This window comes from Vibrio hepatarius (genome assembly GCF_001274785.1).
GTDB classification, from domain to species: Bacteria; Pseudomonadota; Gammaproteobacteria; order Enterobacterales; family Vibrionaceae; genus Vibrio; species Vibrio hepatarius.
In genome coordinates, this window is sequence record NZ_LHPI01000012.1 from 1 (window position 1) to 25745 (window position 25745).

Consider the following 25745-nt stretch of genomic DNA (forward strand, 5'->3'; position numbering starts at 1 on the left):
GCTTCTGCTTCTGCTTCTGCAAGATTTTCTAGTTCAGGTTCGCTGTCAAGCGTTTGTTCATCGACAACTGCTAGGGGATCAAGCTCAGAATTTTCTTCTGCACCGGTTTCCGGTTCTTCATAGCTTTGCTTCTCAATATCCAGCAGTTCTTCGAATAAATCTGTGCTCTCGTCGCCGATATCATCTGCGTCGCTATCGTCAACAAACTCATCCAGTAGATCCGTACTGTCTTCACTAAGCTGTAGTTCGTCCTCGGCTTGATCATCACCAATCAATTCGTCCAGTTCAGCGTCGAGATTAAATTCGGAGTCGAACTCGTCTTCATCAACCAGTTCGTCCAACAAGCTGGTATCGTCGGCGCTGAGTTCTTCGTCTTCCTCAAAACCAATCAGCTCGTCAAATGCAGAATCGTCGTCTAAAGACGATTCTGCCGTTGTGTCTGACTTGTTATCAAACGCATCGTCAAACTCATCACTTAAGTCGATAGCCGCTTCGTCAGTCGCATCAGTATCTTGATTGCGTTCGCTATCAATTTCAGACTGTGCTTCTACCATAGCGAAGATGTCGTCGATATCATCATTTGGCGTCACGGCTTGAGTTTCTTCATCGTCGCTCAAATCAAACGAATCGGCGTTTTCAGCCAGTAAGCTATCGATATCTAAATCGTCTTCAAGCTGCTCAGATTCCGCTAATGGCTCTTGTTTATCCAGCTCAAACTCATCGTCTGATTCATCCAAAGTGACATCTTGAGCAAGGAGATCATCGAGGTCATCTTGTGACATCATCTCATCGTCAGAGTCAGACAGGTCAAACCCTTCGTTTACGCTTTCATCTTCGATAACCACTTCGTCGAAGGCACGCTCCATTTCTTCAAGCCCAAGCGCTTTTTCTTCACCTTTGACTTGGATATCACTGGTGCTTAAATCGACTTCGGTAAAGGCATCATCCAGATCGCCATCTTCATCAATACCCGCAAATGGATCTTCACCGTCTTCACCTTCTAGATTTAAGTCCAGCTCATCTTCATCTAGTCCAGCAAAGACATCTTCTTCAGTATCGTCTTCTGGCGCGCTTTCTTCTGCTTCTACTTCATCTGCGAGTAGCAAGTCGTCGTCTTCAGACTCACCAAACAGATCATCATCCAAGATCAACTCGTCATCGACGTCATTGTCTAGAGTTTCTGCCACTACTGGCGCGACGGTTTGCGGCGTCGTTTGCTGCTCTACTTCTTGCGGAGCCTGCTCTTGTTTACGGCGACCAAGCAGCATTAGCACCAATGCGCCTATTAACAAGCCAGGAATGATTGCCAGTGCAGCTACCAGCCAAGTATTCGAGAGCAGTTTATCCAATGCTGACGGCGCCATTTTTTGCTCTTCAGCAAGACGCAGTCTTTCCGCTTCGAGTAGTTTTTCCACTTCATTGCGGATACGGTCTTCGTCACCGAGTTCGTCTTTTAAGACATCAACTTCAGATTGAACCTGAGCCAACATCATGCGCAGCTTGAGGTTCTTCTCCTCCAGCGCCATTAACTCGCTTTCTGAGCTCTCGAGTTGCTTCTCTAACGCTTTTGTTTCTTGAACTTTCTCTTGTTGGGCGATTTGAGCCAAATCGTTATTCGATTGCGATACTGGCGCAGTGTCAACTTGTTGTGGCTGCTGGTTTTCAACTGGTTGTACGGGCTGTGGAGCCGCGACTTGAGCAGTCTGAGGTTCAACTGTTGGCGTTACCACCTGAGCCGGACGTTGAGGTGCTGGCTGCAGACGCGCTTGGTGCGCATCCATCACACGAATGGCTTGTTGTGTACTAACACTGCTGATTTGCTCTAGCGACGGGATGCGCAGTGTGCTGCCTGGAATCAGCTCATGGATATTCTGAGCGTCAAAAGCCTGTGGATTGAGCTGATAGATCGCGTACAACGTCTGTTGAATCGATACCGAGCGGTCGGGACGTAGACTAGACGCAATACCCCAGAGAGTTTCTTGCCCAGACGTTGGGCCGTAAAAGCGGGATGGCTCGGCACTGCGTGAAGTATTCAGTAGCGGCTCAGAGTATTGTGGAGATGACTGGATCTCGCCATTCGGCCCTTTCAGGCGGATGCTCTCTGCGCTTACAAATGATGTTTGAGTCACGGCAACCATTGCTAAAGGCAACAGTAGTCGCTGTAGAAGTCGTCGCATATAAGGCTCAGCTTTGTGCTCAATTAAAAGAAATTCGGTCAACTGCTAAATATATCGGATATAGAGGTGAAAACTATAGGTATAGAGCCAAAAAATGTGTGGCTTACGCCATAATCGCATTAATCTCACACAAATTTGCTTTGCACGATTAAAAAAGCCTCACACATCGGTGAGGCTTTGATATTGCTATCAGTAAGCGATTAGTAGTAATCGCGAATCAACACTTCTGCAATCTGCACTGCGTTGGTCGCTGCACCTTTGCGTACGTTGTCCGCTACCACCCATAAGTTAATGCCGCTATGGTGGCTAATATCGTTACGGATTCGACCAACCATCACGCTATCTTTACCGCCAGCATCGCGAACTTGCGTTGGGAAATCTTCACCGTGGAACACTTCAACGCCTTCTGTTTGCTCTAGCAAGTTAATCACTTCTTGAGCATCGATAGGTGCGCGCGTTTCTACATGAACCGCTTCTGCGTGGCCGTAGAATACTGGCACTCGTACACACGTTGGGTTAACCGTGATTGATGGGTCATTGAAGATTTTTTGCGTTTCCCACACCATCTTCATTTCTTCTTTGGTGTAACCGTTTTCCATAAATTTGTCGATTTGAGGAATACAGTTAAACGCGATCTGCTGAGAAAACTCGTTGGTTTCCGCTGGAAGACCGTTAAGCAGTTTCGCCGTTTGGCCTGCTAGCTCGTCGATACCTGATTTACCTGCACCTGATACAGACTGGTAAGTCGATACGTTAATACGCTCAATACCTACCGCATCGTGGATCGGTTTTAATGCAACCAGCATCTGAATTGTTGAGCAGTTTGGGTTCGCAATGATGTTGCGGTTGCGAAACTCTGCAATCGCCTCTGGGTTAACTTCTGGCACAACCAAAGGAATGTCGTAGTCGTAGCGGAAGTGTGAGGTGTTGTCGATCACGACCACACCTGAATCTGCTGCGATTGGCGCCCACTTTTCAGACAGTTCACCGCCAGCAGAAAACAGTGCAATATGCACTTGAGACCAGTCGAAGTTCTCTACGTTCTCAACTTTTACTGTTTTACCGTTAAAGCGGTAAGTTTTACCTTCGCTGCGTTCGCTCGCCAATAGGTATAGCTCACCCACAGGGAATTTACGCTCTTGAAGAACTTCCAAAATAGTTTCACCGACCGCACCGGTCGCACCTAAAACGGCAACGTTAAATTGTTGGCTCATTGACTTACCTCAACCTGAAAACCTAGTTTTGCCAGTGGCGAGAGATTACAAGACTCATCCCCAACTAGCGTGACAGCACTGTATTCACGACGATCCCAGTAGTTTTTACGCATCAGGTCAAATGAACCCGGCTTACTGATTTCGCGGCGGAACAATGCGTCATCTTTGCGCACATCATAAATGAGCTGCGTGATAGTGTGCAGTGTAGCTTCATCCCACGCTCTGTCGAGTACCAACTTTGGCACTGGCGCGGTTGGCAACAGCTCACTGGCATGCGCGTTTAATTCTTTATTTAAAAACTCACAGTAACTATTGAATATCATCGTCGTACCGCGAGCTTTCCCTTCAAGACCATAACCGGCGACGTGAGGGGTGGCGAATGCTAGCAGAGGCAGAAGCTCCATATCAACCTCTGGCTCGAATTCAAACACATCTAGCGCCGCAATAAAGCCATCATTTTTCAACAGCCTTGCCTTTAGCGCCGTGTTATCAACGATCGGCCCGCGTGCCGCATTAATCAAAATCTGGTCACCGCGAAGAGAGTTGAGGCGCGCTTCATCAAACATGTGATGAGTCGGATGTTCACCATCACGGGTGATAGGAGTGTGCAGCGTGATAATATCCGCTTGCTCAATCAAAGTATCAAGCGGTGTAAACGTTCGGCTATCGCCTTGTTCTTGCTTCGGTGGATCGTTAATCAGCACCTTGATGCCGATTCCTTCCAAACATTGCTGCAGATAACTACCGACTTGCCCTGCCCCGATGATCCCAACGGTTTTATCAAACACCGAGAAGCCGTGCTGCTGAGCCAGCACCATCATGACGCTGAAAGCGTACTCGGCGACACCGACCTTGTTACAGCCCGGAGCAGCGGTAAAGAAAATACCTTTCTCTTTCAATAGTGCTTGATCAACGTGGTCCATCCCCGCCGTAGCAGTACCGACAAATTTCAATTTATTCGCTTTGGCGATCAGCGCCGCGTTGACTTTGGTGACAGAGCGAATCATCAGAGCGTCAACATCCACTAAGTCATCAGCGGTGAGCGTGCGACCCGATTTAAGAACAACGTCACCAAGTTGGCTAAACAGTTGTTCGGCATAAGGCATATTTTCGTCGATTAGGATTTTCATGGCGTGAGTGTGCGACTTACCTGTCGTTATCTGTGAAATGAGAATAAAAGCGATTGTGCAGAAAAGTAGAGAGCCTGTCGAGATAAACACGGCTTAGAAAGAAAAATGCCCGGCAAATTGCCGGGCAAAGTTCCAGAACAAAAGGATCCTAACCCGCTCTCCATGGGTCAGAGTCTGCGTCTGTTCGACTAATCTCAATAGAGTTAGTCAGCTCTGGAAACTGTTTTGCCAAGACAGAGCTCGGCAAATTCAGTTAGCCTTGGTACTTTTTGATTACTAGAGTTGCGTTTGTACCACCAAAACCAAAGCTGTTTGACATAACAGTGTTCAATTCTACTTCACGAGCTTCAGTAACGATATCCAGACCTTGTGCTGCTTCGTCTAGATTCTCGATATTAATACTTGGCGCAATGAAACCGTTGTCTAGCATTAGCGTTGAGTAGATGGCTTCGTGAACACCTGCCGCACCTAGCGCGTGACCAGTCATCGCTTTAGTTGCAGAAATTGCTGGGCTGTTGTCACCAAAGAGTTCTTGGATAGCGCCTAACTCTTTCACATCACCCACTGGTGTTGACGTGCCGTGAGTGTTTACGTAGTCCACACCGTCAACGTCTTGCATTGCCATCTTCATACAACGAACCGCACCTTCACCAGATGGCGCTACCATGTCGTAACCATCTGAAGTTGCGCCGTAGCCAACGATCTCGCCGTAGATTTTCGCGCCACGAGCCAATGCGTGCTCAAGCTCTTCAACCACCAGCATGCCGCCGCCGCCAGAGATAACGAAACCGTCACGAGCTGCATCGTAAGTACGTGATGCTTTTTCTGGAGTGTCGTTGTACTTGGTTGATAGTGCGCCCATCGCATCAAACATCATAGTTTGAGACCAGTCTAGCTCTTCACCACCACCAGCGAATACGATGTCTTGTTTACCCAGTTGGATAAGTTCCATTGCGTGACCAATACAGTGTGCAGATGTTGCACATGCAGAGCTCATTGAGTAGTTCACACCACGGATTTTGAATGGCGTCGCCAAACAAGCAGATACAGTTGAAGACATAGTACGAGGAACCATGTAAGGGCCCACACGTTTTACGCCTTTCTCACGCATGATGTCAGTTGCAACCGTTTGGTTTAGCGCAGAAGCACCACCAGAACCCGCAACAATACCAGTACGGTCGTTAGACACTTGCTCTTCAGTTAGACCTGCGTCTGCAATTGCTTGCTCCATAGATAGGTATGCATACGCAGCCGCATCACCCATAAAGCGCATCTGTTTACGGTCAATATGTTCTGCTGGGTTGATTTTTAGATCACCCCAAACCTGAGAACGAAGACCTTTCTCTTTGAACTGCTCAGACGCAGTGATACCAGATTTACCTTCTTTTAGAGACGCTAAAACTTCTTCGACGTTGTTACCGATACTCGAAACAATACCCATACCGGTGATTACGACACGTTTCATTATGACATTCCTATAATTCTAAGTTCCGCTAGATAATAACTAAGTTACAGCACAAAAGTGGTCAGCTTTCCCATAAATCCGTACAATCGCTCCCAGTTTATCGCTCTAATCACACAAATTCTGACATTATGACTTCGATTACCAATGCACAACTTGGCTGGAATGACGCAGGCACACCCGTTTCTGACCAGTTTGATGACGTCTATTTCTCAAACGTAAACGGTTTAGAAGAAACACGTTACGTATTCCTTGGACAAAATCATCTCCCACAGAGATGGCAGGATTATGACGAGCGCCGCTTTGTTATCGGAGAAACTGGCTTTGGCACCGGGCTTAACTTTCTCGCGGTGTGGCAATGGTTCAATCAGTTTAGACAAGAGAACCCTGACGCTGCACTAAAAGAGCTGCATTTCATCAGCTTTGAAAAATACCCGCTGAGCAAAGACGACTTAATTAAAGCGCACCAAGCGTGGCCAGAGCTGGCCGAGTACGCGCAAAAACTGCAGCAGCACTACCCTATCGCGGTGCCAGAGTGTCATCGTATTGTGTTGGAAGATGGCGCGGTGACGCTGGATCTTTGGTTTGGCGACATTAAAGATTGCATGCCGAAAGTGCCGGTGGCTGAACAAGGCATCATCGATGCTTGGTTCCTCGATGGATTCGCGCCGAGCAAAAACCCTGAAATGTGGAATCAAGAGCTGTTTAACGGCATGGCGAAACTGGCCAAGGTTGACTGCACGTGTGCGACGTTTACCGCAGCAGGCTTTGTACGCCGAGGCCTGATTGACGCCGGATTCGAGATGAAAAAGGTCAAAGGCTTTGGTACTAAACGTGACATGATCGCCGGAGCACTTAAAGAGCGTCACGCTCATGGCAACGTTAAGCCTTGGTTTGCCCGTACAGGCAGCGCTTCTACGGAATCAATCGCTATCGTGGGTGGCGGCATCGCCAGTGCGACATTGGCTAAAACACTGTTACGTCGCGGTAAACGTGTGACCTTGTATTGCCAAGACGAACAAGCCGCACAAGGCGCATCAGGTAACCGACAAGGCGCGGTGTATCCACTGCTTAACGGTTCGCACAGTAATGTCTCGCGTGTTTTTGCCCCAGCGTTTCTGTTTGCTCGCCAATTTGTCGACCAAGCGGCTGAGTCAGTCGAGTTTGATCATGATTGGTGTGGCGTCACCCAACTAATGTGGGATGAAAAAGCGCAAGTCAAGCTAGAAAAGATGCTGCAAGGCAACTTTGCGGCTGAATTGATGACAAAACTCAGCGCTGAAGAAACCAGTCAAAAAATTGGCTTACCGATCGACCAAGCCAGTATCCACTACCCGTTAGGCGGTTGGCTTTGCCCTGCACAACTGACTCAAGGATTAATTACGTCGCTGCAGCAAAACCCGTTGTTCACCGCAAACTTCAACAGCAAAGTAGAAAAGCTGGACTGGGATAATGACAAACAAACTTGGCACGTGACAGCGAACGGTCAGCGTTTTGAACACGATACGGTCGTTGTCGCTAACGGCCACCAGTTTGGCGATATCGTGCAAACTGCTGATATCCCGCTCGGCCAGGTTAAAGGTCAAGTCAGCCACATTCCGACCACGGAAACACTGAACCAACTGAAAACCGTACTTTGTTACGACGGCTATATGACACCGGTGAACCCAAACAACGGCCAGCATTGCATTGGTGCCAGCTACGACCGCAATCATCTCGACTACGAGTTTGATCCTGCGGCGCAGCAAGACAACGGTGATAAGCTGCGTAAATGTATTCCAAATCAAGCTTGGCCTGAGCAAGTGGATACGTCTGGTAATCAGTCTCGTCAAGGGATTCGCTGCGTTAGCCGTGACCATCTGCCTTTCGTCGGTAATGTGGGAGCATTAGAAGAAACGAAAGCGGTCTACAAGGGTCTTCAAACCTCTACTGAACAAGACGCGGCGACCGTACCACACTACCCAAATCTATTTTGTATGTTAGGGCTAGGCTCTCGCGGTTTGAGTTCCGCACCTCTGCTAGCGGAAACACTGGCTTCGCAAATCTGCGGAGACCCACTACCGCTACCCGTTGATGTATTAGAGCAGCTTCACCCAAGCCGAATGTGGGTGCGTAAATTGCGTAAAGGCAAAGCGATCACCGAGCTATAACGATAAATAATACGCAATAAAAAACGCCTCAATCGAGGCGTTTTTTATTATCAATCGGTATTGGAATTACGCTTGATTGGCAAGGTCAGTCCAAAGGTCATTGACGATAGTACGGTCTGCTGGGCTAAGCTCAGAGCGCGCTTGGTCAAGGCTAGATTGGATACGAGCTTTTAGTTCTTCCACATCGTTAATGCCTTCTTCTTCGCACGACGCAGCTGACAGCGAAATATGACCACGTAAGTAACCACCAGCAAAGAGTTCATCATCAGACGCGCTAGAAATACGTGCATCAATCAGCTCAAGTAGCTTCTCTTCAAATTCAATAATCATTGTTGCTTTTCGCCTAAATCAGTTTGCGTTTTGAAATCAGCGCCGAGCTTCTCATATTGACAAAGTGAACGCAAATACTACCGAGTCGCAAACTATTTACGTAGCAGTCGCTACTTCACTTCAAATTGGCAAAGCTGTAATTCGGGAACTTGGTAAAACTCACGCAGCGCTTGAGAAAGCTGCTCCACACGCGGTGGAATCCCCTGTTCAAAAATGCGCACCACTTCTTGATGCACTTTTGCCATAAAAGCGAGTCGGTCTGGTTCAAAATCGCCATTGAGGTTGTCGCAACTTACCGTAAACGGAAAACCCGCACTTAACGACAAAATCCATTCATACGCTTGCGGCCTGATTTCAACTTTTTCGAATTCCGCCTGCACTTGCTCGGTACGCCCGTCCGGCTCATACCAATAACCGAAGTCTTCTAACAAGCGACGTTGTGGCCCAGCCACACACCAGTGCGCAATCTCATGCATCGCAGATGCGTAAAACCCACGAGCAAAAACAATTCGGTGGTAAGGCACTGCGTCGTCAGCAGGTAAATAGATAGGCTCATCGTTGCCTAATTCCAACTTGGTGTTGTACTCGGCAAAGAAGGTGTCATTAAAAATCTTAATCAGGTCTTGGTAAGCGTGGCTCATGCTAAATCATCGAAAGCTTATATACTGCGGGGGCATTCTCACTATTTTTGTGGATAAATGCAAATTTGAACACTAGCTTAGTGACATTAGAAATAGTTATAAGTCAAACGTTTTCACCCCCACAAAATCTCATTCGTCACAGATCACATTTCCTAATACACTCACGCATTCATTATATGATACCGCCGCCTTATAACGGCTTCACAAATTTGAGATATGGCTATGCTGTTAAGTGTCTTATATATCATTGGTATTACCGCTGAAGCGATGACGGGTGCATTGAGCGCAGGGCGCAGAAAAATGGACTGGTTTGGCGTAATGCTGGTCGCTAGTGCAACGGCAATCGGTGGTGGTACGGTTCGTGACATTCTATTGGGGCATTACCCGTTGGGCTGGGTGGAAAATCCTGAGTTCCTCGCCATCACTTGTGTCGCGGGCGTACTGACAACTGGCTTGGCGAAATGGGTGATTAAATTAAAAGGCCTGTTTATTCGCCTTGATGCGCTGGGTTTGATTGTATTTAGTATCATCGGTACCAAAGTGGCGTTAGGCATGGGACTGCACCCTGGTATCTGCATGGTGTCAGCACTAGTCACTGGTGTTTTTGGTGGTCTGTTGCGCGACTTAATTTGTCGTCAGACGCCGCTGGTACTGCACGAGGAGCTTTACGCGTCGATCGCATTAGTTGCGTCTGCGCTGTACCTAGCATTACTTGAATTTGGCATCAACGATGTAACCTCAACCATCGTGACACTCGTCGTGGGTTACATGCTGCGCATGGCTGCGGTAAGATTCAAATGGCGTTTACCGTCATTCCAGTTGGAAGCAGAAAACTCGCTCCACTAATTGCTGAATAGATGCAGATAGAAAAAACGCCAATCATTTGATTGGCGTTTTTTGTTATGCGATTAAATCTGCGGGGTTTCGGTTGTGACGCCGTGATTTTGACCGCGATGACGCAGCAAGTGATCCATCAGCACAATCGCCAACATTGCTTCTGCAATTGGCACCGCACGAATGCCCACACAAGGGTCGTGACGGCCTTTGGTAATTAGCTGAGTCGGCTCACCTTGTTTGGTGATGGTGTCACCCGGAACCGTAATACTCGATGTCGGTTTCAACGCAATGTTAGCGACGACATCTTGCCCAGTAGAGATGCCACCCAAGATACCGCCGGCGTGGTTACTGCCAAACCCATCAGGGTTAAGCGTATCACGGTGTTGGCTGCCTTTTTGGCTTACAACATCAAAACCGTCACCAATCTCCACCCCTTTCACCGCGTTGATGCTCATCAGCGCGTGGGCAATATCAGCGTCTAAACGGTCAAAGACTGGCTCGCCAAGACCAACAGGCACGTTAGTCGCAACAACCTGTAGCTTGGCACCAATCGAATCACCTTGCTTTTTCAGGTCACGGATCAGTTGGTCGAACGCATCGACTTTATCGGCATCTGGACAGAAGAACGCGTTGTTCTCGATTTCATCCCAGTCGACTTTATCAATCGATACGTCACCCATTTGTGACAGGTAAGCACGAATTTCGACACCAAATTCCTGCTTTAGGTATTTCTTCGCAATCGATCCAGCCGCAACACGCATCGCGGTTTCACGAGCTGACGAACGACCGCCACCTCGATAATCACGAATACCGTATTTTTGGTGGTAAGTGTAATCAGCGTGTCCCGGACGGAACTTATCTTTGATCTCAGAATAGTCTTTCGAGCGCTGGTCTGTATTTTCAATCAGCAGACCGATAGAAGTACCCGTGGTTTTACCTTCAAACACGCCAGAGAGAATTTTCACTTCATCAGGTTCACGACGCTGAGTGGTATAGCGAGAAGTGCCCGGACGACGACGGTCCAAATCGATTTGAATATCTGCTTCTGTAATTTCCAAGCCTGGAGGGCATCCGTCGACGATACATCCTAGTGCGATACCGTGACTCTCCCCGAATGTGGTGACTCGGAAATGTTGTCCGATACTGTTTCCTGCCATTACTTCCTCAAATTTTATTTGCTCCGTAAATTGAGCTTTACACGTCAATTGTTCGTAAATTCATAGTGTCTTTATTACGGTTTGATGTAAACCCCTAAAGTGGAACTATTTTGCTTTCCTTTTAGAATAAAAAAACGCTAAGCCTTGCGACTTAGCGTTGTTGTTCATTCAGCTTTACGAGACTTTATTAGTCTTTGTAGAGAGAGAATTCTTCTGCGTGTTCAAGCATTTGCTCACGCGTGAGCATAAATACACCGTGGCCGCCGTTTTCGAACTCAATCCACGTAAATGGAATCTGCGGGTATTGCTCCATCATGTGAACCATCGAGTTGCCGACTTCACAGATAAGAATACCGTTGTCAGTCAAGTAGTCCGGTGCGTTAGCTAAAATACGGCGAACCAGTTTCAGACCGTCTGTACCTGCTGCTAAACCTAGCTCCGGCTCGTGAGTAAACTCATCTGGCAGGCTGTTCATATCTTCTTGGTCCACGTATGGCGGGTTAGATACGATTAGGTTGTATTTTTCTTTTGGTAAATCGCGGAACAGGTCAGAGCGAATTGGGAACACCTGCTGCTCCATACCGTGGTCCTGAACGTTTTGTTCAGCCACTTGCAGCGCGTCGGTTGAAATATCAATCGCATCGACTTCAGCGTCAGGGAACGCATACGCACATGCAATCGCAATACAGCCGCTACCAGTACATAGGTCCATAATGCGCACTGGCTCTTCAACCAACCAAGGTTGGAATTCTGCTTGGATAAGTTCACCGATTGGAGAACGTGGCACAAGTACACGTTCGTCAACAAAAAACTCAAGACCACAGAACCACGCTTTGTTAGTCAGGTAGGCGGTTGGAGTGCGCTCATTGATGCGTTTTACCACGCGCTCAACAATACGCATACGCTCACTGGTGGTTAAGCGTGAGTTCATTACATGCGGAGGCACATCGATTGGCAGGTACAGCGTAGGCAAGATGAGTTGCACCGCTTCATCCCATGCGTTATCAGTGCCGTGACCATAAAATAGGTTCGCGGCGTTGAAACGGCTCACTGTCCAACGAATCATATCTTGAAGCGTGTGAAGTTCTGATACCGCTTCTTCTACAAAAATCTTATCCAAAATTGCCTCCGAAAAGCGCTACAATACTGCCAATAACATTTGATATACGTATTTATAAACCCGATGAGCAAAAAAGACACCGACATCGATGACGAATTCGCCCTTTTCAGGGATGCAGTACAAGGCGTAAAAAAGTTGCAACAGGATACCATAGTCCAGCAACCAAAAAGAAACACTAAGCAAAAAGAAATCAAGCGAGATGCGCGAGAAGCAAGCGACAGTGAATTTTACTTCTCAGATGAGTTTGTACCTTTACTGAGCGAAGATGGCCCGACCCGCTATGCGCGTGATGATGTTTCCCAATATGAGGTCAAACGTCTAAGACGTGGTGTGTATGTACCGGACGTGTTTCTTGATATGCACGGCATGACTCAGTTAGAAGCCAAACGCGAACTCGGTGCGATGATTGCGTACTGCATTAAGAACGAAATCGCCTGTGCCTGCGTTCAACACGGCATCGGCAAACATATCCTCAAACAGAAAGCCCCGCTCTGGCTCGCACAGCACCCAGACGTGATGGCTTTCCACCAAGCTCCGTTAGAATTTGGCGGTGATGGCGCGCTACTCGTACTGCTGTCGATTCCTGAGAAGTAACTCGAGCCAGTCGCTTCCGTTACTTACGTAAATCTGGCGGGATCGGCAGTTCAGACGTTTTGAGGTTTGGTCTCTGCCCGCCCCGTTTGCGGTACTGTTTAAGCTGGAAAACATAAGCCAGCACTTGCGCTACCGCAGTAAACAGGCCGTCTGGGATCTCCTGCTCCAGTTCCGTTGAGTGGTAAAGCGCACGCGCGAGCGGTGGTGCTGGAATCACATAGATATCGTGCTCGCGGGCTATTTCACGGATCTTGAGCGCCATATGGTCAGTACCTTTGGCGACCACAATCGGTGCGCGATCAGAGTTCTGCTTATAACGCAGTGCGACCGAGAAGTGCTCCGGGTTGGTGACAATCACGTCCGCTTGAGGTACTTCCGCCATCATTCGCCGCTGCGCCGCTTCACGCTGCAACATACGAATCCGGCCTTTTACCTCCGGCTTACCTTCCGTCTCTTTGTACTCATCTTTGACCTCTTGCTTGGTCATTTTAAGTTGATTGGCGTGTTGCCAGATCTGGAACGGAATATCGATAGCGACGACGATCAGCAGTGAGCAACTGATCAACAGGATAAAATTAAGCAGGATATCTAAGGCGTGGAAGATGTTTTGCGGAAACACATCTAAGCTGAGCTGGAACAAGTCCTGTTTGGCAGCGTTAATCAGGTAAAACGCCATACCAGACACTAGAGTGACTTTAAGAATTGATTTGATCAGCTCCACCCAACTCTGCATACCAACCATGCGTTTCAGGCCGCTGAGCGGGTTCATTTTCGACAGTTTCGGCATCGCCGCTTCGGCAGAAAAGCTGATCCCACCGACTCCAGCCGCGCCAGCGACCGCAGCGACAAACAAGGTAACCAGGATCAGAATCAGCGGAGCAATTAGACTGGAGAGTGAGCCTAACGCGATATCCATCAGCTTTGGTAGGTCAAATATCTCTTCGCGCGATAGGCTGAACAAGCGGCCCATAATGGTATACAAGGCGCGTGCAAGGCTCTCACCAAACCACATTAAGGCGATAGAACCAACCACTAAGACCGATACCGACGCTAACTCTTTTGACCTTGCAACCTGCCCTTTTTCACGGGCCTGTTGCAAGCGCTTGGGCGTGGCGTCTTCGGTGCGTTCTTGACCGTCTGATTCTGCCAATTCAGTCTCCTAACTTAACAGTTCAACCGGATAAGGCTACAAATCTGCGCCTCACCCTGTAGCCAGAATAGCTCATAGTGATTAAACAAGCCGCCAAGAATGTACCAACACAGCAACAAACCCACGATCAAGGCAAAGGCAAAACCAAGGGAAAAAATATTGAGCTGAGGCGCGGCACGCGTCATTACACCAAAGGAAAGGTTAATCGTCAGCAGCGCGATAATGCCGGACAACGACATACTCAGTGCCACCTTAAACATGGTTCCCAACCACAGCGCCAGCTCACGAAAATCGACGTTAGTCAGCGCGCCAGTCCCGATTGGCAGAGATTTAAAACTCATCACCACTAGCATGATCATCTTCAAATGGCCATCAGTGGCCAAAAAGAACATAGTGGCGAGAAACATAAACAGTTGACCGAGCAATGGCGTGTTTTGTCCGTTTGCCGGGTCCACCATCGAAGCAAAACCCAAACTCGACTGCATACCCAAGATCTGACCGAGAATAACAAATGTCTGGATCATAAATTGGGTAACGGTACCCATCGCGACACCGATGATGACCTGCTCAAGCAAGGTCATAAATCCGGCAAACGAAAGTAATTCGATATTGTCTGGAACCGCAGGGATTGCTGGCATCACCGCGAACGTGATCGCTAGACCTAAGTAGAGTCGCACCCGAGTGGAAACAAAACGCGCACCGGTCACCGACATCACCATCAACATCGCTGCGATACGGGTATACGGCCAAAAGTAATTGGCGATCCAGTCAAGTATGAGGCTAGCCGGATATTCCATAGGCTAATAGAGCACTTGTGGCAAACGCTCAACCATGGAGAAGAAAAACTCCATCAGGATTTGCGTCATCCAGTGGGCGAACAGCATCAACGCCAGCAGCGTAACGATCAAACGCGGTAAAAAACTCAAGGTCTGTTCGTTGATCGACGTTGCGGCTTGGAAGATTGCCACCACCAAACCGATAAGCAGGCTGGGAATGATAATGGCACACACCATGATCAGCACCATCCACAGCGCGTCTCTAAACAGTTCGACAAACATTTCAGGAGTCATCGTTTCCTCCCGCTACAAGGCAAAACTGCCGGCTAAGGTGGAGAGAATTAAGTTCCAACCATCAACGAGCACAAATAACATCAACTTAAACGGCAGCGATACGATCATTGGCGATAGCATCATCATACCCATCGCCATCAGAACCGACGCCACCACCAAGTCGATAATCAAAAACGGTAAGAACAGCATAAAGCCAATCTGGAACGCGGTTTTTAGCTCCGAGGTAATAAACGCAGGAATCAACACCGCCATAGAAACGTCTTCTGGCGCGGTGGCGGTTGAACCTGAGATATTCACGAAGGTTTCTAGGTCTTTGACTCGGGTCTGCTTGAGCATAAAGTCTTTCATCGGAACCTGGGCAAGGTCAAATGCCTGCCGCGCCGAAATTTGTTCGTTGATGTAGGGCTGGATCGCCTGATCGTTAATCTTATTTAGCACCGGCGACATAATGAAGAAGGTCAAAAAGATCGCGATACCAATAATGACTTGGTTTGACGGCGTTTGTTGCAAACCCATCGCCTGACGCAAAATCGACATCACCACCACGATTCGAGTGAACGAAGTCATCAAAATGACCATCGCAGGCAAAAAGCCCAGCATGGTCATCAGCGCCAAAATCTGCAGGTTTACCGAGTAGTCTTCACTGCCATCTGGGTTAGTGGTCATGGTCAGCGCTGGGATACCGCCACCACCACCGGTGACCATCCCAGTAGAAATAGTACGAGCGTTGGCTTCGGCTCTATCCATCGCAGACACGGTGACCGATTCGGCTGGCGCGGTATTGGCTGGAATAGGCGTCTCTATCTCTTCTTGCGCAAAAGTGAATGTCGAAAGCAGTGCAAGAGCAAATGTGAGTAAAAGAGCTGAAAATCGGCTAGTTCTTATCATTCTTTTTCAACAGCTGAGTCAATTGATTAGCAAATGGGCTGGACGCTAATGTCGACTGGTTCAGCTCCTCCTGAGACAAAGGTTTATCCAGTTTGGATATCAGTTGGATTGAGTGCGCGGTGACACCAACCAAAAACTGTTCTTCCCCTGCTTGAACAATCATGATGCGCTCTTTACTGCCGACCGCGATTTGGCGAACCACACTTAAACCTTGTTGGTTACCAAATGAAGGGATCTTCATGCGTTTTAGCACCCAGGCCAAAAACAAAATGAACGCAATAACGAACAAAAGCGACCCAAAAGTGGTCGCCCAGTCAAGTTGGCTAGTCGGAGTCGCTGCCAATGCAGAAGTTGAGAACAGCGTCAGAGCGCAGAGTAAGTACCCATTTACTTGATGAGCCATACTCTACCTTAGCTTTTTAATACGTTCTGTCTGGCTAATAACGTCAGTGAGACGGATACCGAACTTATCGTTCACCACAACCACTTCGCCATGCGCAATGAGCGTACCGTTAACCAATACGTCTAGAGACTCACCCGCGAGGCGCTCTAGCTCCACTACCGAACCTTGGTTCAGTTGCAGTAAGTTACGAATACTGATTTGCGAACGGCCGACTTCCATTGAGATAGTCACCGGAATGTCCAGAATCGTATCGAGCTTACGGCGCTCGTCGTCAGAAATCGGTGAAGAGGTGTCTTTTAGCTCATCAAGTTGAGCAGACATTACTTCATCGACGTCGACATCTGGCGCATTCGGATCTTCACCTAACGCAGCTGCCCATTCGTCAGCGAGTTTTTGGTCATCACTTGTTGCCATATTTAATACCTACAATTCTGATTAATCGTCGAGATCGCCTTCGTCATCTTCAAGTTCTGAGATAACGTCTTTGCCTAGGAAGGCGATGTCGGTTTTGACCACATCTGGTCGTCTAATTTTCTCTGAGACCTGAACCGCAATGTGGTCACCAGAACGTCCCATTTTCACTCGGAACGTCGGTAAGTCTTCCACAAACATCACGGCGTGTTCAGGCATATTTACCGGAATAATGTCGCCCGGTCTTAGTTCCATTAAGTCACGCAAAGAGATATCTTGTTCGAGCAAATCAACACGACAGTTCACTGGCACGTCCATGATCTCTTCGCGCAGTGCCGTGCTCCAGCGAACGTCAGTTTCCATCTTATCCGACTGGACACCCGCATCGAGTAGCTCACGGATCGGCTCAACCATCGAGTACGGCATCACAACGTGGAAATCGCCACCGCCACCGTCGACTTCGATATGGAATGAACTCACGACAATGACTTCGGTTGGGCTGACAATGTTCGCCATACTTGGGTTCACTTCCGAGTCGAGATACTCGAACTCAACGCCCATGACTGGCGACCAAGCTTCTTTATAGTCTTCAAAGACGATCTTCAGCAGTAGCTGCACAATGCGTCGCTCGGTTGGGGTAAACTCGCGACCTTCAATACGTGCATGGAAACGGCCATCACCGCCAAAGAAGTTTTCAACTAAGATGAATACCAAACGCGCTTCCATAGTGATCAGTGCCGTACCTTTTAACGGTCTGAAACGCACCATGTTAAGACTGGTTGGGACGTAGAGGGTATTTTGGTATTCACCAAACTTCATCATCTGTACGCCATTGATCGACACTTCAGCGGTTTTGCGCAGCATGTTAAACAAGCTGATACGCAAGTGACGCGCAAAACGTTCGTTGATCAACTCCAGCGTAGGCATGCGACCACGAACAATGCGGTCTTGCGATGAGAAGTCGAAATCTACGGCAGAATTACCTTCCGTTTCAATTTCGTCTTCGATTTCATCGACATCATCTACGCCGTGGAGCAACGCATCGATTTCATCTTGGCTTAATAGATCAGTCACGATTCACCTATTGGATGACAAAGTCGGTAAATAGAACACGCTCGATAACAGGCTGTCCTACAGCTCGGTTCAGGCTGGCTTTGATATCGTCCGTCGCCTTATCACGCAGCTCAATGCGACCATTGGCACTGCGCAACTGCTCAACCGTTGCTGAAGCAAACGTGCTCAATAAAGTACTTTCAACTAATGGCGAGTGATAGCGTGCCAAGTTTTCATTCTCTGTACCACGCACCATTAGCTGCACTTTAATCTGCACTAGACGGTCACGCTTGTCGCCAGTGATATTAAAGATGAATGGTTGCGCAATATTCACGTACGCAACAGGTTCAGCAGGCGTGACCAGCTCTTGCTGCGCCGCGTTATCACCTGATGCGCCGTCATCGGATCCCAATAGGAAAAATGCCGCGCCACCGCCACCAAGTAGAAGAACGACTGCCGCCACAATAATGATGATTAACTTGCTTTTTCCTTTCGGCGCTTCCGTTTCTACTTCTTCGATTGCCATAACTTAACATTCTCTTTATGTTGGTATTTTCACAGTTTAAGCGTAATAACTAATTCCATCACGCTTTGTTGTGACATTCAAATCAAGATTGATGTCTGCTTCAAGGTTTTCTTCACCTACGCCAGACGGACCGCTGTTTCCTTGACCAGAATGCGATTGCTCATTGGCCGCGTAGCGATTCTGCTGTTGGCCGCTCGATTGTTGCTGCACTGAGGTATCACCCAATTGTACCCCTTGCTGAGCTAACATCTCACGTAATCGAGGCATACTTTGTTCGAGTGCATCTCTCGCTTGTTGGTTAGCAACGGTAAAGTGCACGGTCGCGCCATCGCCATTCATATTCATGCGAATCTGCATTCGGCCCAGCTCTGGCGGATCTAGACGGATATCGATGTTCTTTAAGTTTTTCGACATCATCATTTGCACTCGCTCTGCCATTTGGTCACTTGCCATCTCGCGGTTTAGTTGCAGAGGTAATTGTGCACTCGCTTGAGCTTGTTCTGCTCTTGGCTGACCAGTGGCGGTTTGCTGTATTCCAGCCGCTTGAGCAAGTTGATTGGCAAACGACGATTCTCCTGCCGTCGCCGGCTCACCAGCAGAATTTGAATTTGACGACGCACTTAGAAGACTAGCGGCCGCTTTTGCGCCCATCGCGGCTTTGAGCATCACTTGCTCAGAAGCAACTGAGCTTGCTGCGGAATTGGCCGCTGCCGCCACTTGCTGTAATTGATTGGCGCTAACTTCTGCCACATCAGCCGCCGCGACATTCAATGCTTGCGCTTGGGCCTGAGCGTGTTGTGGAGTCTGCATCAAGGCACTTTGAACCGACTGAGCAACCGCGCCGTGTTGCACTCTCGGTGCTTCAACCACTTTTGGGCTTACTGCATCCGTTGCGACGGCCTCTTTGCTCCCAGCCCAAGGGATAACCGCTTCTGTCGCTTGTTCAGTTTCAGCCGTAGCTTTTATTTCAGTATCATCAGAAGAAACCGTGTCGTCTAATGATACTGTCTCAACGGATTTTGTTGCTGCGACTTTTTGCGACTCAACTATCTGCGGTTCAACTGTCTGAGTTTTGGCAATCGTCGGCGGCACCAACTTGCTTTCTACCATTTGCTCGACCTGCTCTGGCGTTTCTGTGTCGGTCACCACATTTGGGGCTTGCACCGCTTCATCAGGCTGGATAAACTTCTTCGCCGCTTCTGGCACAACAACCGCCTGTTTAGCGTCTGTCGTTTCGATTTCTTCAACGGCAACGTCAGATGTTTCTTCACCGCGTTTTAGTTGTTTAACCGATTCTGTATTAGTAGAGGTCGCAACTGCGTCAGCGACCTCACTCGTGTCAGCAATCTCACTTACATCAGCGACCTCTGCTTGTGGCAAAGGCTTGCCGTTGTCTACTTTCAACGCATTATTCGAATCGTTTAGACGCTTTAACACTTCTTGATTATCAGCAACGATTTTTTGCGCGTCGCGGTTACTCGATGGTGATTCACCTTTGGCATCGGCAGGTTTGTCTGTTGCTTCGGCCCGTGCCTTACTGGTCGCGGATTCGTCAACGTCGGAAACCACTTTTTTGCTCAGTAACGTGTCTGTCGATTCCTCTTCAGAGCTCTTGCTTTCAAGTGACTGAGTCTCGCTAGCTTTAACTTTGCTGCCGTCTTCGCCTGCAGTGACAACGTCTTCGTCAGCAGGAGCTTCATCGCTAGCCAGTAGCTCAGGAGCGATATCAGAAACAGTATTTGGTTGCTTGCCCTCAACCGCTTCACCTTTGGTTTCACCGCCTGTCAGCAAAGACGCCAGTTTTGCGAAAAAACCTTCGGTGGCTACCACCTCTTCGCCTTCGGGCACGACCTCAGAGGCGGCCTTTGTCGCTTTAGGGGTTTCCGTTACGGTGGATAGGTTTATATTCATACTCAAGTCACCTAAGCAGGCTAAAGGTAAAGCACAATTGCAGCGGCAATGATTGCCAAGTTAACCTCTAACCTTGCAAAAACTACGCCAAACCACTGAGGCTAGGTGTTTATTGATTACTTAGTCGACGCGAAAACTGCAGCGTCGCGAACTCATCCATCTGCTTTTGCTCGCGTGCATTTTCTAGCTTGGTGCGTTCGGTCTGCTTCTTTTCGATCAACCATTCGTACGAACGGCGTTGTTTACGGCTTTCTAACCAATTCTGCTCGCAATGCTCAACTTGGTCTTTAAAGTGCGCTTCCGCCTGCTTTTGCTTCGCTAAGGTTTCATCTAACGTCGTGAGGAATCGGTTTAAATGGCTGTACTGACTCGCGGTTAACCCTTGCTGACCACGGTCAACCAATTGCTGACAATAGTCGAGGCGATACTTTTCAATCTGTTGTAACTGCTGGTAGTAACCTTCGAGTTCAGAGCGCGCTTGGTTGAGCGCCAGCACCGCTTGGTTTTCTCGCTCTCTACTCTGCTCTAAAAGAAACTCTAACGCGTTATCCATCCCCTATTAGCCCCCTTGCAGCAGATTACGCAGCATGTTGACGCACATATCGTACGGCACACTCTCTTTCATCGACTGTTGTAAGTAGGTATCTAATTGCGGTTTTAAGGTGAAGGCGCTATCTATCGCAGGATCGGTTCCCGGTTTGTAAGCACCGATCGAAACAAGATCCTGATTTTTACGACAAACGGAAAGCACTTGGCGTACTGCTTTCGACATCAAGATGTGCTCTTCGCTGGTAATTTGAGGCATGACACGGCTGACCGATTTCTCGACATCGATCGCCGGATAATGACCCGCATCGGCCATTTCACGAGATAGCACCACGTGACCATCGAGGATCGCTCGCGATGCATCGGCAATTGGGTCCTGAAGGTCATCACCTTCGGTTAAAACGGTAAAGAAAGCGGTGATAGAACCCTGTTCTGGGCTTCCGTTACCCGCACGTTCAACCAACGCAGGCAACTTAGCAAACACCGATGGCGGATAACCTTTGGTTGCAGGTGGCTCACCCACTGACAGTGCGATCTCACGCTGCGCCTGAGCAAAACGAGTCAAAGAGTCCATCAACAATAGAACATCTAAACCTTGGTCACGGAAATATTCCGCGATAGTCAGCGCAGTTTGGCAGCCTTTTAGGCGCATCAAAGGGGAAGAGTCCGCTGGCGCTGCAACGACAACCGAACGTTGGCGCCCATCAACACCGAGGATTTCTTCGATAAATTCTTTAACTTCTCGTCCACGCTCACCGATTAGCCCCACGACCACTACTTGCGCGGTGGTTCCTCGGGTCATCATGCCGAGCGTGACCGACTTACCCACACCAGAGCCGGCAAACAGACCAATACGTTGGCCTTTGCCGACCGTCAATAATCCGTTGATGGCTTTAATGCCAACGTCTAGCGGCTCAGATATAGGCTTACGTGCCAGTGGGTTGATTGGTTCGGCGTTGAATGGAGCGCGTTTTTCAGTATAGATAGGACCCAACCCATCGAGCGGATTACCCACACCATCGATCACTCGTCCCAGCAGTTCCATGCCAACAGAAAGACCGGTTTCACTGGTCATTGGGGTCACTTTTGCCCCGGGTAACACACCGGTGATTTGCTCACTCGGCATCAAGAATAAGTTTTCTCCGGAGAACCCCACCACTTCGGCTTCCATTTCTCCGTGCATGGTTTCGACTTTACACAAGCTGCCAATAGGCGCTCGGCAGCCGGTCGCTTCCAGTGTTAAGCCAACAACACGCACCAGCTTACCGGACGCAACAGGTCGGCAGGTTAAACCGCTGGTTTTGTATTGAGAAAGACGATCTGCGAGTGCTAGCACTATTCACCACCTTGGTGACGGTTAACTCCACAGAAACTTTGAATCACGTTGCGAATACGATCTTCCATTCGATAATTGACGCTCGATTCGCCCGCTTCAATTTGGACGTCGCCGCGGTTAAGTGCTGGTTCGCTCATTAGCGTCCAGTTACGAAACTCAATATCGTCCTCACCATACGAAGAGCGAATGATTTCTACGTCGTCAGGATGAAGTTTCAGGGTAATCGCGTGACCAGAAATCGGCAGAGACTCTACCGACTGTTTAATCGTATCCAGGATAACTTGAGGATTGGTCTGAACTTCGACGTGTACCACTTCTTTAACTAGCGTCAGCACCATGTCGACAAGCTGCCTTTCCACCTGAGCATTCATCAACTCAAGCGGCTGGGCAAACTGGTTCGCCAAGCCAACAAAGGTTTGCACTTGCTGTTGGATAAATTCTTGTCCAGATGCGACGCCTTCCAGCTTACCTGCTTCTAGGCCTTCTTGATGACCGTCAGCTAAGCCCTGCTCTTTACCCTTTTCGTAACCTTGTTTGAAACCCGCTTCTTGCCCCTGATGAAGACCTTCTTGGTAAGCTTGTTGCTTAATCAGTTCGATTTCTTCTTCGGTCAACTCGACCGGAGCTTCTTCAACGGTTTCTGAAAAGTCAGGCATCCAGCTAGGGTCGTAGTTCATAGCCGTTTCTTTCGCCTTAGCGTGTTGCTCAGGCGTGTAGTCAGGCATGCCCCAACGTTCGGCTTTTTGAACGACTTCGTCGTCATCTAAACGCAAGAACCCGCGTTTTCTTTCCCCAGACATAGATACCTACTTGAGAATGGTCATTACAAGAATTCGTCTGCGCCGCCACCCAGCATAATTTCGCCAGAGTCGGCCATGCGACGCGCGATTGCCAGAATCTCTTTCTGCGCAGCTTCCACATCCGATACTTTGATCGGTGGCATCGCTTCAAGGTCATCGCGCATCATCTCAGCGGCACGCTTAGACATGTTCTTGAAGATCTTGTCGCGAAGTGAATCATCAGCGCCTTTCAGTGCACGTTGAAGTACGTCTTGTGGTACATCACGCAGCAATTTCTGAATACCTTGATCGTCGACTTCGACAAGGTTTTCGAACACGAACATAAGGTCTTGGATTTGCGTCGCCATGTCTTCGTCTTGATCACGGATTTGGTCCATCAAGATGCCTTCGACGTTGTTGTCCATGTAGTTCATGATCTCTGCCGCTGCCTTCAGGCCGCCAATCTTGGCTGCTTGTGCGCCCGCTTGACCAGCGAACTGTTTCTCCATGATTTCGTTCAACTCTGCCAGTGCAGATGGTTGAACTTCTTCAAGGTTGGCGATACGCATCATCAAGTCGAGACGGTCACGTTCAGAGAACTGAGACAGGATCTCGGCAGACTGGTCCGGTTCAAGGTAAGACAAGACGATAGTTTGAATCTGTGGGTGCTCGTTAAGAATAATGCTCGCCACTTGGCGCGGATCCATCCATTTCAGTGAATCCAGACCTTTCGAGCCGGTGCCAAGTAGGATTTGGTCAACAAGGTTATTCGCCTTGTCTTCACCTAGTGCGGCAACCAAGGCGTTACGCATAAAGTCTTCGCTGCCCATACCAATGTTGGTGTATTTCTGGATATCTTCCAAAAATGCACGGTGCACTGCACCCACTTTGTCTTGGCTTAAGTCCGTCGCGCGTGCCATCGCACTACCTACGCGCTGAACTTGTTTCGGTTCTAAGTGACGGATGATGCCCGCAGCGTCAGCCTCGTTGAGGCTCAACAGTAGAATTGCCGCGCGCTCTTCACCTGAAATCGTCGAAATGTCGACTGTATTGGCGCCTTCTACAAGGTCACCACCCTGCTCTTGAGGAACTATATCGTTAGCCATCGTCTCGCATCCAATTCTTCACTACTTGAGCGGCAAGCTCAGGTTCATTCGCCACCAGTGCACGAACTGCTTTCAGTACGTCTTCATCTTTATGTAGGTTTGGTAAGTCGATACTTGAACCAAACTCAAACAGCTCGCCACCGTCTAAATCACTGCCAATGAGGCTGGTCTCACCGTCTGCGCCAATCGGCAGACCATCAGGACCGTATAGTTGATCGTCATCTTCTTCTGCTGCTGGGTTAAGCAGTTTCTTCATCGCAGGGCGAACAAGTACAAGCACCACAACGATAATAACTAGCGCACTTGCAAACCAGCGAACCCAATCGTTGAAATTCGGGTGTTCCCAAATTGGCGCATCTTCGATGACTTGCACTTCAGGTTCTGCAAACTGCATGCTCAGTACGTTGAGTAAGTCGCCGCGGTTCTGGTTGAAACCGACCGCACCAATCAATACTTGGCGGATAGAAGCCAGATCAGCATCTGACAGCGGTTGATAAGTTGTCTCACCCGTATCTGGATTCACAATTGCGCGATTCTTAATTGCAACCGCCACCGTTTGGCGATTCACCACACCAGTTTGACGACGTTCGTGACTGATGGTGGTATCTAACTCAAAGTTACGCGTTGCTTCTTTATGAACCGAACCTTGGCCGACATTGGTGCCGTCTTTCATCTGAGCCACGTCTTGGGGAATCGAAGCATCAGCAGGTGGTTGGTTGCTCAGAGCTCCCGGAACACCAGCAATAACGCTGCCGTTGTTGTAGTCTTCAAGTGTGTATTCACTACGGGTAGACGGTGTATTTGGGTCAAAGCTCTTGCGAGTTTGTTCGATTGCACTGAAGTCGAGTTCAATATCAACCTGCGCGGTGTAGTTGCCAAAGCCGAGAATCGGGATCAGCACAGAATCAATCTTGTCACGTAACGCTTGCTCTTGCTTACGCTCTAGCTCGTGTTCCTTACGACGCGCCGATGAAGCCGCATCTTCACTGCCCGAGCTAAGTAGTCGACCATGCTGGTCGGTAACGGTAATACGGTTTGGCTTCATACCAGGTACGGCACTCGCGACCATATCAACGATAGAATCGACTTCTTCTTGCTTTAAATTTGCGCCGGTATTAAGCGTCAAGAACACCGAAGCCGACGCTTCCTGATTATGGCGAACAAAGACACTTTGCTTTGGTAGTGCCAATAAAACACGCGCTTTACGCACTTGTTTCATCGCTTCGATGGCTTTAGACAGTTGACGCTCGCGGCTGAGTTTTAAACGCTCTTGCTCAAGGCGCTGCGATACACCAAAGCCCATATCTTGCAGAAGAATGTCGTCGCCGGCTTGCTTCTCTTGGTTTAAGCCTGCACGCACCATATCCAGTTTTAGGTTGTTGTATTCGCTTGAAGGCACAAGGATGGTGTTGCCTTCCAGTTTGTAGTCGAGCTTTTGCTGGTCGAGGTAATCAAGAACTGGGATCAGTTCTTCGGTCTCATAAGCGCCTAACGGACGCATTTCTGGCTCTTTTACCCAGAAAAACAGCATCACGATTAACGCAACACAGATAGAAATGGAAAGGACGAGGACAATCTGACGAACAAGGTCAAATTCACCTACCGCCATGTCAAACTTAGAACTGCTCTTTTCATCCAGATCGGGATTTTGTACGCCAGAATCCATATCCGTCGTCGCCAACGCAGTCCCATCTGCACTCGCGTCAGAAATCGTAAGATCTGTTGATTGATTTTGCTCTGCCACAGACTACACC

Annotated in this window: 25 protein-coding genes; 3 read left to right on the forward strand and 22 right to left on the reverse strand. The window is 48.8% G+C overall.

Annotation, left to right across the window (positions count from 1 at the left end):
• From AKJ31_RS12660 to fabB, 4 genes are all read right to left on the reverse strand, one after another.
• Nucleotides 1–2177 (reverse strand): FimV/HubP family polar landmark protein (locus AKJ31_RS12660; RefSeq protein WP_281173352.1); only part of this gene is annotated, 2177 nt, incomplete at its 3' end.
• Nucleotides 2178–2377: 200 nt separating this feature from the next.
• Nucleotides 2378–3391, reverse strand: coding sequence for an aspartate-semialdehyde dehydrogenase (locus AKJ31_RS12665; RefSeq protein WP_053409469.1), 1014 nt, complete (start codon nt 3389–3391; stop codon nt 2378–2380).
• Entirely contained in the window at nt 3388–4521 is a 1134-nt protein-coding gene (locus AKJ31_RS12670) for a 4-phosphoerythronate dehydrogenase (protein WP_053409470.1), read from the reverse strand. Before AKJ31_RS12670 ends, AKJ31_RS12665 begins: the two co-directional genes overlap by 4 nt.
• Before the next feature lie 253 nt (nt 4522–4774).
• The gene (fabB, locus tag AKJ31_RS12675) at nt 4775–5986 is read right to left on the reverse strand and encodes a beta-ketoacyl-ACP synthase I (RefSeq protein ID WP_053409471.1); all 1212 of its coding nucleotides are present in this window, start codon (nt 5984–5986) and stop codon (nt 4775–4777) included.
• Between the two features lie 128 nt (nt 5987–6114).
• On the opposite strand from fabB, the gene mnmC reads away from it, so the two are divergent.
• A complete protein-coding gene (mnmC, locus tag AKJ31_RS12680; RefSeq protein WP_053409472.1) occupies nt 6115–8133 on the forward strand; it encodes a bifunctional tRNA (5-methylaminomethyl-2-thiouridine)(34)-methyltransferase MnmC2/FAD-dependent 5-carboxymethylaminomethyl-2-thiouridine(34) oxidoreductase MnmC1 in 2019 nt (672 codons plus the stop codon).
• A gap of 66 nt (nt 8134–8199) precedes the next feature.
• On the opposite strand, the gene AKJ31_RS12685 is transcribed toward mnmC, so the two are convergent.
• Together AKJ31_RS12685 and AKJ31_RS12690 are read right to left on the reverse strand one after the other, a co-directional pair.
• Entirely contained in the window at nt 8200–8463 is a 264-nt protein-coding gene (locus AKJ31_RS12685; protein ID WP_053409473.1) for a YfcL family protein, read from the reverse strand.
• 110 nt (nt 8464–8573) lie between these two features.
• On the reverse strand, nt 8574–9104 hold the full coding sequence (locus AKJ31_RS12690; RefSeq protein ID WP_053409474.1) for an elongation factor P hydroxylase: 531 nt from the start codon (nt 9102–9104) through the stop codon (nt 8574–8576).
• 222 nt (nt 9105–9326) lie between these two features.
• On the opposite strand from AKJ31_RS12690, the gene AKJ31_RS12695 reads away from it, so the two are divergent.
• Nucleotides 9327–9950, forward strand: a complete 624-nt coding sequence (locus AKJ31_RS12695) for a trimeric intracellular cation channel family protein (RefSeq protein ID WP_053409475.1) — start codon at nt 9327–9329, stop codon at nt 9948–9950.
• A gap of 62 nt (nt 9951–10012) precedes the next feature.
• Here AKJ31_RS12695 and aroC read toward each other — a convergent pair whose 3' ends face one another.
• Both aroC and prmB read right to left on the reverse strand, forming a co-directional pair.
• Entirely contained in the window at nt 10013–11098 is a 1086-nt protein-coding gene (gene aroC / locus AKJ31_RS12700; protein WP_053409476.1) for a chorismate synthase, read from the reverse strand.
• A gap of 187 nt (nt 11099–11285) precedes the next feature.
• Nucleotides 11286–12218: a 50S ribosomal protein L3 N(5)-glutamine methyltransferase gene (gene prmB, locus AKJ31_RS12705; RefSeq protein WP_053409477.1), complete on the reverse strand. Its 933-nt coding sequence runs from the start codon at nt 12216–12218 to the stop codon at nt 11286–11288.
• 63 nt (nt 12219–12281) lie between these two features.
• Here prmB and smrB point away from each other — a divergent pair, with 63 nt between their 5' ends.
• Entirely contained in the window at nt 12282–12812 is a 531-nt protein-coding gene (smrB, locus tag AKJ31_RS12710; RefSeq protein WP_053409478.1) for an endonuclease SmrB, read from the forward strand.
• A gap of 19 nt (nt 12813–12831) precedes the next feature.
• Here smrB and flhB read toward each other — a convergent pair whose 3' ends face one another.
• From flhB to fliF, 14 genes are all read right to left on the reverse strand, one after another.
• Nucleotides 12832–13962 carry a flagellar biosynthesis protein FlhB gene (flhB, locus tag AKJ31_RS12715; protein WP_053409479.1) on the reverse strand — a complete coding sequence of 377 codons (1131 nt, stop codon included), beginning with the start codon at nt 13960–13962 and terminating at the stop codon, nt 12832–12834.
• Between the two features lie 14 nt (nt 13963–13976).
• Nucleotides 13977–14759 (reverse strand): flagellar biosynthetic protein FliR, encoded by a 783-nt coding sequence (gene fliR / locus AKJ31_RS12720; protein ID WP_053409480.1) that lies wholly within the window; start codon nt 14757–14759, stop codon nt 13977–13979.
• Between the two features lie 3 nt (nt 14760–14762).
• On the reverse strand, nt 14763–15032 hold the full coding sequence (gene fliQ, locus AKJ31_RS12725; protein WP_053409481.1) for a flagellar biosynthesis protein FliQ: 270 nt from the start codon (nt 15030–15032) through the stop codon (nt 14763–14765).
• A 12-nt stretch (nt 15033–15044) separates the two neighbouring features.
• Nucleotides 15045–15920: a flagellar type III secretion system pore protein FliP gene (gene fliP / locus AKJ31_RS12730; protein ID WP_053409482.1), complete on the reverse strand. Its 876-nt coding sequence runs from the start codon at nt 15918–15920 to the stop codon at nt 15045–15047.
• Complete coding sequence (gene fliO / locus AKJ31_RS12735) at nt 15907–16323, reverse strand: flagellar biosynthetic protein FliO (RefSeq protein ID WP_053409483.1); 417 nt, start codon at nt 16321–16323, stop codon at nt 15907–15909. The genes fliP and fliO overlap by 14 nt, the downstream gene beginning before the upstream one ends.
• 3 nt (nt 16324–16326) lie before the next feature.
• Nucleotides 16327–16737, reverse strand: a complete 411-nt coding sequence (gene fliN / locus AKJ31_RS12740; protein ID WP_053409484.1) for a flagellar motor switch protein FliN — start codon at nt 16735–16737, stop codon at nt 16327–16329.
• Between the two features lie 21 nt (nt 16738–16758).
• The gene (fliM, locus tag AKJ31_RS12745; protein WP_053409485.1) at nt 16759–17808 is read right to left on the reverse strand and encodes a flagellar motor switch protein FliM; all 1050 of its coding nucleotides are present in this window, start codon (nt 17806–17808) and stop codon (nt 16759–16761) included.
• 7 nt (nt 17809–17815) lie between these two features.
• Nucleotides 17816–18313, reverse strand: a complete 498-nt coding sequence (gene fliL / locus AKJ31_RS12750) for a flagellar basal body-associated protein FliL (RefSeq protein ID WP_053409486.1) — start codon at nt 18311–18313, stop codon at nt 17816–17818.
• A gap of 36 nt (nt 18314–18349) precedes the next feature.
• The gene (locus tag AKJ31_RS12755; protein WP_053409487.1) at nt 18350–20224 is read right to left on the reverse strand and encodes a flagellar hook-length control protein FliK; all 1875 of its coding nucleotides are present in this window, start codon (nt 20222–20224) and stop codon (nt 18350–18352) included.
• A gap of 109 nt (nt 20225–20333) precedes the next feature.
• Nucleotides 20334–20777, reverse strand: coding sequence for a flagellar export protein FliJ (gene fliJ, locus AKJ31_RS12760; RefSeq protein ID WP_053409488.1), 444 nt, complete (start codon nt 20775–20777; stop codon nt 20334–20336).
• Nucleotides 20778–20783: 6 nt separating this feature from the next.
• On the reverse strand, nt 20784–22106 hold the full coding sequence (fliI, locus tag AKJ31_RS12765) for a flagellar protein export ATPase FliI (protein ID WP_053409489.1): 1323 nt from the start codon (nt 22104–22106) through the stop codon (nt 20784–20786).
• A complete protein-coding gene (gene fliH, locus AKJ31_RS12770; RefSeq protein ID WP_053409490.1) occupies nt 22106–22906 on the reverse strand; it encodes a flagellar assembly protein FliH in 801 nt (266 codons plus the stop codon). Before fliH ends, fliI begins: the two co-directional genes overlap by 1 nt.
• Before the next feature lie 23 nt (nt 22907–22929).
• Complete coding sequence (gene fliG, locus AKJ31_RS12775; RefSeq protein ID WP_053409491.1) at nt 22930–23991, reverse strand: flagellar motor switch protein FliG; 1062 nt, start codon at nt 23989–23991, stop codon at nt 22930–22932.
• The gene (gene fliF / locus AKJ31_RS12780; RefSeq protein ID WP_053409492.1) at nt 23984–25735 is read right to left on the reverse strand and encodes a flagellar basal-body MS-ring/collar protein FliF; all 1752 of its coding nucleotides are present in this window, start codon (nt 25733–25735) and stop codon (nt 23984–23986) included. Before fliF ends, fliG begins: the two co-directional genes overlap by 8 nt.
• Nucleotides 25736–25745: the final 10 nt, after the last annotated feature.